The 14600-nt window shown below is 35.8% G+C and carries 8 protein-coding genes and 3 pseudogenes; 2 read left to right on the top strand and 9 right to left on the bottom strand.

Annotated elements, in window-relative coordinates:
* Nucleotides 1-143, top strand: a pseudogene (locus AB4154_RS21595) (IS5/IS1182 family transposase); the annotation flags it as partial.
* Nucleotides 144-1999: 1856 nt separating this feature from the next.
* Here AB4154_RS21595 and AB4154_RS21600 read toward each other — a convergent pair.
* From AB4154_RS21600 to AB4154_RS21625, 6 genes and pseudogenes are all read right to left on the bottom strand, one after another.
* Complete coding sequence (locus AB4154_RS21600) at nucleotides 2000-3244, bottom strand: TolC family protein (protein ID WP_170962793.1); 1245 nt, start codon at nucleotides 3242-3244, stop codon at nucleotides 2000-2002.
* A gap of 98 nt (nucleotides 3245-3342) precedes the next feature.
* On the bottom strand, nucleotides 3343-5250 hold the full coding sequence (locus AB4154_RS21605) for an ATP-binding cassette domain-containing protein (RefSeq protein WP_136973895.1): 1908 nt from the start codon (nucleotides 5248-5250) through the stop codon (nucleotides 3343-3345).
* Nucleotides 5250-6365 (bottom strand): efflux RND transporter periplasmic adaptor subunit, encoded by a 1116-nt coding sequence (locus tag AB4154_RS21610; protein WP_170962792.1) that lies wholly within the window; start codon nucleotides 6363-6365, stop codon nucleotides 5250-5252. The genes AB4154_RS21605 and AB4154_RS21610 overlap by 1 nt, the downstream gene beginning before the upstream one ends.
* Nucleotides 6366-6379: 14 nt before the next feature.
* Nucleotides 6380-8380: a cysteine peptidase family C39 domain-containing protein gene (locus AB4154_RS21615; RefSeq protein WP_372124077.1), complete on the bottom strand. Its 2001-nt coding sequence runs from the start codon at nucleotides 8378-8380 to the stop codon at nucleotides 6380-6382.
* Between the two features lie 3 nt (nucleotides 8381-8383).
* On the bottom strand, nucleotides 8384-9322 hold the full coding sequence (locus AB4154_RS21620) for a hypothetical protein (RefSeq protein WP_136973892.1): 939 nt from the start codon (nucleotides 9320-9322) through the stop codon (nucleotides 8384-8386).
* 586 nt (nucleotides 9323-9908) lie between these two features.
* Nucleotides 9909-10526 (bottom strand): annotated as a pseudogene (locus AB4154_RS21625) (hypothetical protein).
* A 241-nt stretch (nucleotides 10527-10767) separates the two neighbouring features.
* Here AB4154_RS21625 and AB4154_RS21630 point away from each other — a divergent pair.
* The gene (locus AB4154_RS21630) at nucleotides 10768-11406 is read left to right on the top strand and encodes an AcfA family outer membrane beta-barrel protein (protein ID WP_136973891.1); all 639 of its coding nucleotides are present in this window, start codon (nucleotides 10768-10770) and stop codon (nucleotides 11404-11406) included.
* A 1107-nt stretch (nucleotides 11407-12513) separates the two neighbouring features.
* Here the strand turns inward: AB4154_RS21630 and AB4154_RS21635 are convergent.
* From AB4154_RS21635 to AB4154_RS21645, 3 genes and pseudogenes are all read right to left on the bottom strand, one after another.
* On the bottom strand, nucleotides 12514-13092 hold the full coding sequence (locus AB4154_RS21635) for a response regulator transcription factor (protein WP_136973890.1): 579 nt from the start codon (nucleotides 13090-13092) through the stop codon (nucleotides 12514-12516).
* 121 nt (nucleotides 13093-13213) lie between these two features.
* On the bottom strand, nucleotides 13214-14098 hold the full coding sequence (locus AB4154_RS21640) for a LysR family transcriptional regulator (protein WP_136973889.1): 885 nt from the start codon (nucleotides 14096-14098) through the stop codon (nucleotides 13214-13216).
* 169 nt (nucleotides 14099-14267) lie between these two features.
* Nucleotides 14268-14600, bottom strand: a pseudogene (locus AB4154_RS21645) (IS5/IS1182 family transposase); the annotation flags it as partial.

Here is a 14600-nt window from a genome sequence, read left to right on the forward strand (position 1 = left end):
GAAACGAGAGCGTGCTACGCTGCTATTAAGATTAAGCGAGTGACTTCACTTGTTCCTCCAAGATAAAGGGTAGCGTTCAGGAACTCGACCATTCTCGAAATCGCTCAGTGGGTTGCTAGAAATTATACGGCTCAAATACGTATTGAGAAGAGCGGTATGGTTACCACAAACGCACACAGTCAGGGGGAAACTCGCGCTACGCTCTAAGCATTGAATTTGCTTACTAAGCCAAATATGCCTGAAAAATATCGAGTTGATTGAAAAAGACGAAAAACAGATCTATTCGATTTCCAAATTAAATTAGCAACACATATGGACGCACCTCTGGCTGCAGTGACTAATTGAAGGGTACGGCGGCTAATATATATCCGACGCATTTCTAGGTCTACTTACGACCAGCTCAATGAGTATTTCTCTCCTTCCTATCTATCCTAACGTGCTTTTAAATCAACTTGTTGCGTAATCAGACTATAGTAACGATGGCTCTCCGTTTTCATCGGATTGAAAGCTCGGTTAAAATCATACTCACAATCAACGGCTAGAACACATCAGACCACACGCCCAAGCTTATTTGCCAAAGCTATAATCGCTCTAGCCTTGCCACATCGTTCAATCAGTCCCGTTAACCAAACTCACAACGGTGTAAACCGCGAATAAGTTACTCGTCTGCAGTAGTTTCACTAAACTCAGAACCGTACAAGTGGTGATAAGCTGGGAACTTAGCCACTTTCATTTGATAAACGATACTGCGTATCTCTCTATCTGATACTTCCGCTTTAAGCAGTGTTTCCAGTCTCGGTTAAGCCTATTGATAAGTTGGCCAGTTTTGGGAAGCAAGTTCGGTAATCGTGCTCGCTATGCCTTACAGTTTGAGAGATTTTAAGGTGCTCAAGAGTACTTATTTCTTTATCTCTGCCGTTTCTTTGCAACAAGATAGACTGTAAGTATTTAAAACTGTATGGCAGTAGATGGACGATACGAAATTTCGTAATGAACCGGGTTCACGCTGAACTACTAATAAGTAATATCCCCAATCGTAGATGATATGGGTTGTCTCATGTTTTGACTTGAACACGCGTTGCTGCTCAGCCACGAACTGCCACTCCGCAATGATGAATATTTTATCGGGATTGGCGTGCAGACTGACTCTGTGGTTAGCGTAACTCGTTGGTACTGAATATTATTTATATCGAAGTGTACCAAACATGTCGAGGACACTCGCTTGCTTTACTCGATAAAGCCATAGAATGGCGCCGTTACTTTCATTAAGTGAGAGCGCTCGTTGAACCAGACTTATTCAATGGCTTGGTTACTATATTGAGGGGCTGGCGCGATTGCCATTCCTGAACCCAATGCGCTTCAAGCCAAGTAGTTATTCAAGCATTGTTACTCTCGGGATGCGTTGGCCAATGATTGACCTCGCATGACGAACGTTCTTTTCTACTTGCCCTTTTCCCCCACCCTACAGTAGGACTACAAAAGTCAGCTTCGAAAAGGTAATGGTTGACCATTAAAAAGCGTCGATTGACTAACGCTTATTACCTTTCTTCATTGTATCTACTGCGGTTTTCATGTTGTCATAAATACCGCACTCAGGCACGTCTTGGAACACCCAAAAGGCTTGATTTTGGGCATAGAACAACATTTCATAACTCGGCGAATAATAGGCTCTCAGGAGAAACGCGCAACTATTACTGAGTTTAAAATGTGACGCTGGCATCAGCCGATACCTTAAAACCAAGCCCTAACAAGACTTGCTAAACATTACTCCATAGCTCATCAGCCATTACCTGGAAGTAGGTAACTTGTGTGGAGCAACTTGTCTCGATGAGCCTTCCGGTTTGACGAGACAGTTCCATCAATATTCAAAATGCAAACTTGGAAGAAATTATTATCGACAACTTGAATAAACATGGTTGTTACTCCTACTCTTAATGGCTATACCTTTAGTTGGCGCAGCTATGTTAAAAGAGAGATGTGTACATTACATCAAAGCAAATTAGAAGCATCCATGATAATCGAGTGCAGAACATAAATTAGTCTTGGCATTCACAAAGGCATGTTGAGCGTCAACTTGAGCCAATTTGGAATTTAATAGCTCAACTTCTGAAAGAAGATATTCGTACTTTGATGTAAACCCATAATCATATTCACTCAAACTATAATAGTTAGTCAATTCAGTAGCAGACAAATCAACTTGGCTAAATTCATAATCTCTTTGTGCTGAATATAGATTAATTAAAGCGTTGTTCATATTATCTACAACGGAACCAACCTTATATTCATAATCTAAGTGTGATATCGATAAATCAACATTAAGCAAATCGACATTAACAGCACGTTTATGCCACTCAATAAAAGGTAGAATAATTGTAGAAGACAAAGCACCAGCTGGATTCTCAAAAAGCTTAAGCAACTTATCCCCCTGAGTACCGATTGTTCCCGATATGGAAATTTGCGGGTACCATTCCAACTCCTCACGCTCCAATTTTAATGAACTAGATTTGATTTTAAGCATCGAACTTAACACATTGTAATGTGTGCCAGCAATTTCTGGCAAATCAGAAATTTTAAATTCAGGCAAATTTATAATGTCAAGTTCGCTAATTTCATTTGGATCAACAACTTCAGACCTTCCGATTAAATTCTCTATTTTGTTAACTGAATCAAAAATTTCTTCGTTAATTTTTTTTATTTCTTTCAATTCATAATCTAATTTTCTTTGAGAAAATATAACTTCAGAGTTAACAGAAACGCCAGATTCAAATCGTTCCTTTTCGATTCTCAGCGCATCGATACGAATAGCTTTAATTCGTCTATGCAAGTTAAGTCGTAACTTATTAGCTGATATTGATACGTATTCATTGATAAGTGACGTAACAACATCATTTCTAAGACCCAAAAAATCTAAGAATAACAACTCTTGTTCTATTAAGTTCAACTTATCTTCGACGCTTTTCTTACCAAAGAAATCAAAATCATAAAATACCCCAACAGAAGTAGTGTAACTATTATTAGAATTCCCACCATGCTCTAGTGATTTTGAATGAGAGGTTCCGATATTGGCATTCATTTGAACATTTTTATCATAGTCGTTAATACGTTTGTTAATTTTTCCTTTTTTTATATCTAATAAAGAAGTTTGTAACTGAAAATTATTGTTAACGGCACTAATAAATAATTCGGAAAGATAAGGTGCCATTAATAATTTAGAATCTTCTATCTCATAGAACCAATTATCCAAATCTAGTTCCTCTCTAATACTTTCATTTCCGTAGCTAGAATTATTACTACAACCAGAAATGATGCACGATATAAGCAAATACAAATTTTTCTTAAAAATCATCTCGAAAGCGCTTCAATTGGATTTAAATTAGAAGCTTTAGTTGCAGGTAATAAACCGAATAACAACCCTGTAAAAAAAGAAAAAGCAACACCAATAAAAATGGAAGAAATAGATAATATAACGTCAAACTCAGTCAATATGTTTTTTATAATTAATAATGTAACTACCGAAAGCAAAACCCCTAAAAATCCACCTAATAGGGTTATAAAAAGAGACTCAACTAAAAACTGTTCTAGTATATCTTTTTTTGAGGCACCAATTGCACGGCGTAATCCTATTTCAGAATACCGCTCGTTAACGGAAGCTAACATTATATTCATAATCCCTGAACCTCCAACAAACAAAGAGATAGAAGCAATTGACAAAATAAAAACTGAGAATGAATTTTTAACTCGATAAAGAGTATCTATATATTCCTGATCTGACCAAAATGTATAACTATCATTTGTAAGCTTAGATAAATAATCAATAACAAGTTTCTCAGATTCAGGTTTAACTACAGTAAAATGGAAACTATCAATGAAATCTTGATCACTAATTCGATTGATAAAGGTAGAATATGGGATCCATGCAATAGATTGTGGACTACGTAAATCAGTTTGTTTCACGACGCCTATAACATAAAAAACAACATTATCTATAACTACTTTTTTTCCAATCGCTCCTTCAGAATCAAAAAATTGTGTATTTAATACATCATTAATCACAATAACTGATTCCGAAAACTCTACGTCTCTTGGACTAATAAGTCGCCCAGATAACACTTGCAAATTAATTAGACTTTCGAATTCACTTGAGACACCAAATATTGTACTACTATTGCTAAAGTTATTCTTTTTAGGGTTTTTGAAATATTGATTTAATTCTTTGTGTTCACGTAAATATGGCGATATGTGTTCGATATCTTTTAAATTAACCAACTTACCAAATGAGCTTTCGTTTAATAATCCATTTTTCACTTCGTAAGATTCAGCCTGAACAGTATTGTTTCCCATTTGTGCCAACTCTGATATTATTTGCTTTTCGAAACTTTCGGATATTGATAAAATAAATACTACAGTTGCAATACCGACAATGACTCCTATAAGGCTCAAAAATAACTTTGTCTTATTCTTCATATATAAGAATAATGAATTCCTTAGCACGCATTTGACTCGATATAAAAAATTCTTGTTACAAATATTATCTTCCTTAGAACTATGGAACTTTCCAAGAAGATTAGTGTTCTCATTTACGTCATCAATCACCTTACCATCAGAAATTTCAATTTTTCTGTCACACAACTCAGCAATATTAATATCATGGGTAACAATTACAACAGTCGTTCCTTCATTATTAATTTCTTTTAGAATTTTAATTACTTCGTTGCTATTTTGTACGTCTAATGCACCAGTTGGTTCGTCAGCTAAAAGAATCCTAGGCTTGTTAGCTAAAGCTCGTGCTATAGATACGCGTTGTTGCTGCCCGCCAGATAGTTCACTAGGCTTATTAAAACTGACTTCTTCAATATTCAAGCGTCTCATGGTTTCTACGATACTATTTGAATAATGGGAATTTTTTGAATTAAAATAAGATAAAGGTAATTTTATATTTTCTAAGCAACTAAGATACGGTATTAGGTTATATAATTGGAAGATAAAACCAAAATAACGGTTCCTAATTTTCGCCCATTCTTCATTCCCGCAATCTCCCATATCATTTCCATCGAAATAATAATCACCAGTCCAATTAGTGTCTAGACCTGCAATAATATTGATTAATGTTGACTTTCCAGAGCCTGAACTACCAACTATGGCAACTAACTCGCCTTCATTAATTTCCAAATCAATATTATTTAGCACAACAGTGCTACTGTCAGCCTTATGGTATGTTTTATTTAATCCTTTAATTTTAATCAAAGACATCAATTTACACCTTCTAAAATTAAAACATCACCGACCTCAACTCCAGATATTATTTCCGATTTCAAAAAATCGTGTAAACCTAGCTCAACGGTTTTGGCAATAACATGACCATCAACTAATACATTGACATTAGCTACACCATTAGCGCCATATTGGATGTATTGATTAGGAATAGTAACAACATCAATAGCTTCCGCGGTTTTTATTCTTGCACCTATTGACATACCAATACGAGCACTTTCAGACAACTCTCTAGGTACGTTAAAAGAAACATTATAGTTAACACCCTTTGAACTATTATCTAATGGCGTCAACTCAATAGAAGATATTTTTGATGTGTAATTATCTTTTGAAACTCCCAAAATATTAAATTCAACAATAGACCCAATAGATATATTTGAAATATCATACTCAGATATAGGAAGCTCAATACGATATACATCCGTACTTGCCACTTTAATCAAGTTACTTACTTGTTGGGTTGACACCAAAGTTTGACCTTTATCAACGTGTATTGAAACCACTGTCCCTTCTATCGGAGAACGTATCATTGTATAAGTTAATTGCGCTTTTTTTGAATCTACTTCCAACACCGCTGTCTCTTTAGAAAGTTTACTGCTCTGGAAAGATGCTACACTCTCCAAATATGCAAGTTTTTGTTCTTTCAATTCTTGTGATGTTTTACTTCCGACCTTTACTAAGTGCGTGACGAGCTCTAATTGCTCTTTCTCATATAAAAGTCGTTCTTGGCTTACGTTAAAATTTGCAACGGCCATCTTAAGCTCGTTCTGTGCTGTTTTAAGCTCGTTTGAACTTACAGTAGGGTCAATTTCGATTAATAATTGATCTTTAAAAACCTTGTCACCTATGCCAACCATTAATTCGGTAATCTCTCCAGAAACACTTGCACCGACATCAATCATTCTAACTGCTTCTATCGTTCCGATAGACTCCACATAGCGAGTGATGCTGTCAATTGATACAACATGCGTACCTTTCCCTCCTAATTTATTGGAATCAACAATCGCGTTTACATAGATAAAACTTAAACATAAAACAATGGATGACACGGCAAAAACAACTAATTTTAGCGTTATAACCTTACGTAAACTCACCTTCATATCCTTAACTATATGGTGTTAAGATCAATAACTTGATCCGCATTTTTAATTGACCTAGGATTATGACTAGTGAAAACAATAGTTTTCCCTGTTCCTTTTAAAGTATCCACAATCGAATCACAACTCAGTGCATCCAAATTACTCGTAGGTTCATCTAACAATAAAGTATCCTTATCTGAGAGTAATGCCCTACACAACAAAATGCGCTGCTTTTCTCCGGAAGAAAATGGATTGGTATAATTACTGATGTTCGTATGGATACCTTGAGGTAGTGACGCTACAACTTGTGTTAAACTAAGTTTATCTATCAATATAAAAATATCATCATCACTTACATTTTCATCGAACATAGCGATATTTTCACGTACGCTACCACTAATAAAATCTTGGTTAGTAGCTTGATAATAATTTGACGCAATTAATATATTATTATCCATTTCACCACCTTCATCATTTTTCAATATAGCATCGCTGTATAACCCAGATAATACTTTTAGTAATGTCGTCTTACCCGAACCAGATCTACCAGTCACAGCTACTAATTGCCCTTTGGTTATTTTTAATTCTGGAAAACTAATTGAGTTATTTACGCATATCTTTTCGACGAAGTTACGACGGTGGAGACCTCCGACCTTATCCCTATGGAGATTATGAATACTATTATCTTTTTCAAATTCAATAACATCTCTTCCTCTTTCTTCTGCTGCATCAAAAGAACCAAATGAATCATTTATATCAATCAAACGACTAAATGAAGCAGAAAAAATTTGTTTTGTATAAAAAAACAGAAATACCGAAGATAAAGGTGTATTGTTGTATTGAACTAACCAAAAACACAGGCATAACGTCAACATTATATCAACGATACCAATGATTTCTTGCGTGATTGGAAACTTTAGGTGTTTTAAACTAGACTCTATCTTAAATTCTACGAGTTGATTCACTTTAGAATCATTAACGCCACAGAGGTCTTCACTTGCTTTTCTTGATTTGATGTCTGAAATTGAATTGAAAGATTCTACAAAATGCTTAAATATGTTTTCTTGATAAGACTCTTCTATTACGTTAATTTGAGTTAGATGCTTCCTTGACATCCAGGCTAAGAACGATGATATAGAAGATATTACTAACAAAAAAGCAGCTAAATATGGCGAAATGTAAGCAGCAATAAAAAATGCAACTACAAGTTGAATAACACAAACAACCAAACTATTATAAATTGTTGACTTCGCAACTTTTGCTCCTACGTACTTAAGCGATCTATTTGTCACATCTGTCGATGTCCTGCGTTCGAAAAACGACATCTTATTGCTCAAGAACAAAGAATAGATTCTATTACTTTCTCTAGCCATTGTGGCTCCCTCTATCATTAGAGTTCGCTTTGAGCTTTGCCACATTATAACTAAAGAAACTATCTGTCCTAATACCAAATAGAACAACATATTAAAATCTAAGCTTTCGAAATCCTTAAAACCGTTATTAATATTCAAAATTATTGCGGGTAACACTAATGACAATAATGTAGTACATACCCCATAAAACAAAAGTAAAGCATCAAGTTTTATACTCTGGCTTTTAAATCTCGGAAGACCAAAAAATGACGGCTTAGCATTAATTTCACTATTTTCTTCCAAAACAATAGCATAGCCGGACAAACTCAGTTTCAACATACCAAGCTTTAATACTTGCCTACCTAAAGCGGGATTCATAACAACGGCACAATAACTATTGATCCGCTCTAGCACGACATAGTGGCTATCATTAAGATGTATAATACACGGAGTAGGTAACTCTTGGATTAACTGGGGGGTAAATGAAACTGCACGAGCATTAATATCTAACTTTCCAAAGAGACCAATTAAATCATGAAGACTAGTCCCCAATTCAGATGGTCGACATAACGTTCTTAAGTAACTTAGAGGCGCATTTTTATCATAGTGAGCACTGATACTACTTACACAAGCAAGACCACATTCGGCCACTTCACCTTGTAAACAAACTGTATCCATAATTTAACCTTGTCGATAGAAAAATGAAGGGAAATGCCAAAGTAACCATTGTGTATAGTGTGGACCTCCGATCACATACTCAATTATTAATGGCAGTTCACATTTTACGTCAAATCTACTTATAACAGGTAATACCTCAACCTTTAAGCGACCATTTTTAATGTATATATAATATGGCAACACATCTTTTAACATTAATTTAGGGAAATTAAACGGTCCAGCATGTAAATTTGACTCTTTACCAAATAAAAGTGACTTTTGATAAGAATGTTTTTGTCCACTACGTACTGTATATTCTGGTAAAGCATCAGGAAAAACTGCGAAATCAGCACTACTATTCCTCACTTTTTTCACTATTGCTCTTATACCTCTTGATGCGTCAGTCTTTGACTTAATAAAAGGATTAAACAATTCTAAATCTTGGTTACTCCACTTCCATTCCTCTGCTTTACTCCCCCATTTTGATTTCCAGTCAGATTCAGTAACATCACTAATAACATATAATTTATTATCTGAAGCTCCTTGACCAACAATTATTGCCAATTCGTCAGAAAAAACATGTAATGGATATAAAATAACCTCATTGCCAGTTTCTTTTTTATGGTTTTCTTTAATTTTTCTCAGTTGCTTAGAGCAAGAGTGAATTTCATCACAAACAACTTTATTTTTATAGCACAACATTTTTATGTACAACTTACAGTACATATCATAAAATCTTTTCTTAGGGAAATAGCTGAATTTTCTTATTACTTTATTGGTATTGCCTCGAACAGTAAATTCATTAATACTTAAGCAATGGAAAAACGAATACAACACACTAAAAAAAAGACAAAAATACAAAAATAAACTTGGAATAAAATCATTAAATATTTTTAAAACAGTCCTAAATAAGAATAATATTAAAGATTTTATTTTTCCAAGAATTGCTACAAACCATTCCAAAAACGAATATATATAAAACAAAACTTCACTTCCACAAATAATAGCGCCTAAAGATTAGACGCTATTAATATTAATTATTACTAGACTTTTTTAAAGCTTGTAGAGAAATTATACGATCCACAAACATCGTCAGCCTTTTTGCTAGTCATTCTTTTATCATTGGAATATCTTGTAAAATGGTAGCCGCGAACTATGATTTGACCACCGCTAGGGTAACTAGGGGCATAACATTCCACTTGCCATTTGCCACCCACTATATTACGAGCTTCATTGCTATTGAGAGTTTTCATAAATTTCCTCATTTTGTATGTTTAATTAAATTTCTCGTCAAATTGAACTCGACCAGAAAATTATAAAGAAATGTCCGCCTAACTTACATAATACAAATCCCTAACGATTGTAGTAAAATTCCCATTCAAGGGGTTCAATGTGTTTACACGTCTTCAATAATCAACTTCATCTGTAGAAATTTGGCTAGGAACTTCTTCCAAGCATGAATATTGACGTAACTACCTCGTCAAGCGGCTCAAACGGCTTTGTTGCGAAATTAAATTTAGAGATAGAGCCACCCCATTTCATTTGTTTCTTAGTCAACACGACAAATTTCATGCATACCTAACCCAGTAAGCTTGTTCAACGCTTTAATCATCGCGTAAGTTTCACCCACCTTCGCATTGTAATTTCTTAATCTCAATCGTCCTCCTAGCAACTGTTCAACTCGATACATCGCTGTTTCTGAGAGTGAACGTCTGCGGCATCCATACCACTCTTTCCAATACTTATACGAGCCGTCTAATTTCTGACTACCCACTGAGCGATTTCGAGCGTAGCCGAGTTCCCAAAACGCTGCCCCTTCTCTTGGGGAGCAACTGCCCCTTCTCTTGGCGAGCAAGCGCAACTGCTCGCTTAATCTTAAACGCTCTCGTTTCGTCAGCGCTATCACCAGACACCTCAAGAATACTTCGATGTGTTTGCTTCGGTAAGTTCGGGAGTACTTCTCCACCTGTAACCCTCGGCTGCAATAATTTCTTTAGTGCTTGTATCGACGGCAATATGCAGCTTCCGCCGGACTCTACGCTTGCCATCAGTCCCGCGCTTTTTCTGTTTGCTTTGTGCCCACCCGCTTACCGCCTCTTCATCTATCCAAAAGGTCAGAGAACCACGGTTATATGAGTAATTGTTTATATTGCTTCCAGTTGTTTATTTTGTACGAGGTTTATGCATAGGGCTACGAGAGGTAGTGGACGTAACTGGTCAGGGCGTAGGTTCTTGATTTAGTTCCACGGAATTACACAACAAAGTCGTTTATAGTTCACGTTAATCCGCAATGAAACGTTTTTACTAGCACTAAATAAAGAAAATACCTAACCACTTTGGGATTTAACTTACATCCAAGCCCTGTATTTATTGTTAAAACATGATTAAAAGTTTTATTAGGATTTAAAATGAAAATAATATTATTTAAAACGGCCTTGTTGAGTATATCTTTTAATGCAGTATCTTCACCTTATTTCGGATTAGAATATGGTTTAGGTTCAACAAACCATCACGTAAAAAACAATTTCATTTCATCACCCAAAACGAGCCTTAACGCAAGGAACGAAGATGGCACGTTGAATTTTTTTGTCGGTTATTCATTAGATTCGCAATGGGCAATCGAATTTGGTTACAACCAATTTAATTTGGAAGATGACCATTCCGAATTTGTCAGGTCAGACATTGTATCCGTTACCAAAGAAAAATGGGATACAACTGTAAAAGCCAAGCAACTCATTCTAACACCTATATATTCACACCATCTCAACGAAATATGGTTAACTAAGTTTAAATTAGGCTTAACCTATACTCAATACAATTTAAGAGGTGCACATTATTTTGAAGAAGAATTTCCTTCGTCAAAATATGAAATAATCACACCTATAAGCCAATACTCCAAAAACTCAAATGAAATAGGAGGTTTAATTTCTGCAGGAACAGAATATGAGGTGTACCCACAGTTAAAAGTAGGCATCAATGTTAAACATCAATTTGATCGCTTTGCTAATACGACATCATTCAGCTTTAGTTCTACTTACTACTACTAATAAACTCCCGATTTCAGATAATAAGTGCGACATTCATGGGAAGGTGTAAAAGAAGAAGCCAACGGCTGAAAGTGGTACGCTCTTCAAGTCAAAGAAACAAGCAGAGTACCACCATGAATTATCAACACTTGCATGCCACCGCTTTACTGTATATTGGGAGCTTAAACGCGACCGCAAGGAAGGTCATTATTGCTCAAATTAAGTTCAGGTGTTATCAACAAACGAACATCAGCGCGTAAATACAGAATACCTCAAGAGAGTGTTAATTTTGTCTGCCTGCTTTTAGAAACGGATTGGAATCCAGATCAAATTTCCAGTGCATTAAATAAGGTCGGTGCCGCTGTCAGCAATTAGTTGAACTACCGATTTGTTGCACAGAATAAACAGTTGGGTGGCACGTTATATCGCCACTCGAGGCAAGCTCGCAAGCGGTATCGTCAAGGTAATACAGAGAAAAGCGACAGCGCTGTTTCTATCGATGATAAGCCAAGTATCATTGACAGTAAGAGGCGATTTGATAATTGAAAAATCGACACCGTATTAGGCAAACACAGCACTGGGACTATGGTGACTATGGTGACTATGGTGACTATGGTGACTATGGTGACTATCTTGGAGCGTAAACACGACTTTACGTCGTAAAGAAAGTGCCATCCAAACCAGCGGATGACGTGAGCAGAGCAACCGTAGAGCTACTCATGCCTTATAAGGAAAATGTCAATACCATCACGGTAGGTAACGAGAGAGAGTTTGCAGGTCATGAAAGCATCGTAAAGTAGCTGGAGAATGAGAATACTAACGAGCTTTTATGCAATATGGGAACCGACTTGACAACGGTAACAGACAGCGATATTGAATTCGCTGTATCACGGACAAATTATCGACCGAAAAGCGTTTAGATTTCAAGCAACCAGCGATTGTCTTTAAAGAAATAACATTGGCTGCTTGATATTGGAGGGTGTCGCACTTCGCAGTTGAGTTTGGGACAAGCTGCGTTATATTTAGTGTTATAAACATTGTAGAACGAGGTGTATCGCCTTCAGAGTCGTTCATCCACAGATAAACCCGTGGTTTTCTATACCTATAGATTGATTATATGGTCTCAATCTATTTAGTAAGTAAATCTACAATGCTATTTACTTCATATTTATCCAGTATTCTTCTTTTATACGTGCTTACTGTTTTGGGGCTTATCGACAGTAATTCAGCGATATTATTATTTGACTTACCTTGAAGCAGGAGGTTATAAACTGCAACCTCCCTATTGGATAGAGCATGGTCAATTGCACCAACCCCTGATTTAAAAATACTATAACCACGATATATACTATCTACCGACTCTTTAATTATACTCAAGTCTTCCGATTTACAAATATACCCATCAGCGTTAAGATTCAACGCTGCATTCATATGTATAGCGCTATCGCTCCCTGAAATAAAAAGCACTTTCCCCTTATAACCATGTGCAATTGCACGCCTCAAAAAATCAAACCCGTCACCGTCTCCAAGATTGATATCTAATATTAAAAAGTTAACATCCCCCCCTTTCAACTTAATCATTGCATCTTTGAGGTTATATGTATAATCGACCTTCCTTATGTAAGGAATTTCTTTGAGTAAATTATGAATAGAAGAGCAAACTAGTGGGTGGTCATCTATTATCAAACAATTAATATAATCCAACATTGAATCTCGCTTCTTTTTGAGCTCAAATCTATCAAAATTCTTTTATATGTCAATCTTTGATCTAGCCAAACCCCCAACAAGAGACCTTTCCTACGCAACCGTAGGAATTATCCCAACCCATCTATTTAGTGAAATTTTTAACTATTATTTTTGCGAGTAACTGTGTTAACGGAGTATCTCGATTGGCTAAGCGATAATTTATTACAATTAAAGGCTGTTCTTCAATATTATAGTTTGGTAAATCCGTAATATTAAACCCTTCAAGAGTATCGTTTAAGCAGTGAAGTATTGTAGCTGATTGACTGTTTGCTAAAATATCAAGCAAACATGATACGGTATCAACTTCACCAACCGTTTTTAAATACACTTCATTTTTATTCAATGCTTTCAAAATAGAGGGTTTCTTATGAGATGCCCCATTTGTTGTAAGCCAGAAAAAAGGTAATTCAGTCAACTGTTTAAAACTATGTCCTTTTAAGCTTAAATTAGTCACGACCTTGGGCAACATCCTTCCAAGCCCTTGTTGATAAATACTTTTTGGTAAATCTGAATTAAAATAGTGTACCCCAATATCAATATCGCCATTAGACATTGCCACATCAGACTTTTCGTCCCAACTAACAAGGATAACTTTAGCTTTAGGGAATGTTTTTATCACATCAAATACTATATTATTTCCTACCCAATATTGCATGATATTAGGCAAGGCAATTACAATATCTTCCTCATAAGATAATGGATCAAAATAATGACATTTGCTTATTGAATCAATCGTTTCAACTCCTAATGAAATAATAGGAAGTATTTTTTTCATATAAAGGCTCGGCTCAAAATCGTTCCCAACCCTGACAAATAGTGGGTCTTTTAATTGCTCCCTCAATTTAGCAAGATGCTTACTGACAGCACTCTCCGTTTTTCCTAAAACCTTAGCTACTGATTTTATTTGACGATGTTTATCCAATAAAATCAATACTATAAGCAAATTTAAATCTAACTTTGACTTCATAATGTTAAGCGAAATTTTTATATGACATCTATATATAGTATAGTCACGCCCCCCATTATTAAAGCAATCTTTCAATATTTTCAATCAAATGAACAATTTGATAGTAGATGCTATTGGCTCTGTTGTGTAATTCAGTTTAGAGACAGAGCCGCCCCATTTCACGTGCTTTTTAGTCAATACAATAAGTTTCAGGCATACCTAACCCAGTAAGCTTATTCAACGTTTTGAGCTTAGCGCGAGTTTCCCCCTGACTGTGTACTGTAATTTCTGAAATCTAATCGTCCTCCTAACAATTGGTTAACTTGTTACATCGCCGTTTCTGAGAGTGAGCGTTTGTGGTAACCATACCGCTCTTTCCAATACTTATTTGAGCCGTATAATTTCTAGCAACCCACTGAGCGATTTCGAGAATGGCCGAGTTCCTGAATGCTACCCTTTATCTTGGAGGAACAAGCGAAGTCACTCGCTTAATCTTAATTACATCGTAGCACGCTCTCGTTTC

The sequence above is a fragment of the Vibrio sp. 10N.286.51.B11 genome, from assembly GCF_041469245.1.
GTDB lineage: Bacteria > Pseudomonadota > Gammaproteobacteria > Enterobacterales > Vibrionaceae > Vibrio > Vibrio crassostreae_C.

What these genes read in the sequence shown, in the direction of transcription:
- AB4154_RS21630 (WP_136973891.1), top strand. Translation starts at nt 10,768, where the DNA reads ATGAAAATAATATTATTTAAAACGGCCTTGTTGAGTATATCTTTTAAT.
- AB4154_RS21605 (WP_136973895.1), bottom strand. Translation starts at nt 5,250, where the DNA reads ATGTCTTTGATTAAAATTAAAGGATTAAATAAAACATACCATAAGGCT.
- AB4154_RS21615 (WP_372124077.1), bottom strand. Translation starts at nt 8,380, where the DNA reads ATGGATACAGTTTGTTTACAAGGTGAAGTGGCCGAATGTGGTCTTGCT.
- AB4154_RS21635 (WP_136973890.1), bottom strand. Translation starts at nt 13,092, where the DNA reads ATGTTGGATTATATTAATTGTTTGATAATAGATGACCACCCACTAGTT.
- AB4154_RS21640 (WP_136973889.1), bottom strand. Translation starts at nt 14,098, where the DNA reads ATGAAGTCAAAGTTAGATTTAAATTTGCTTATAGTATTGATTTTATTG.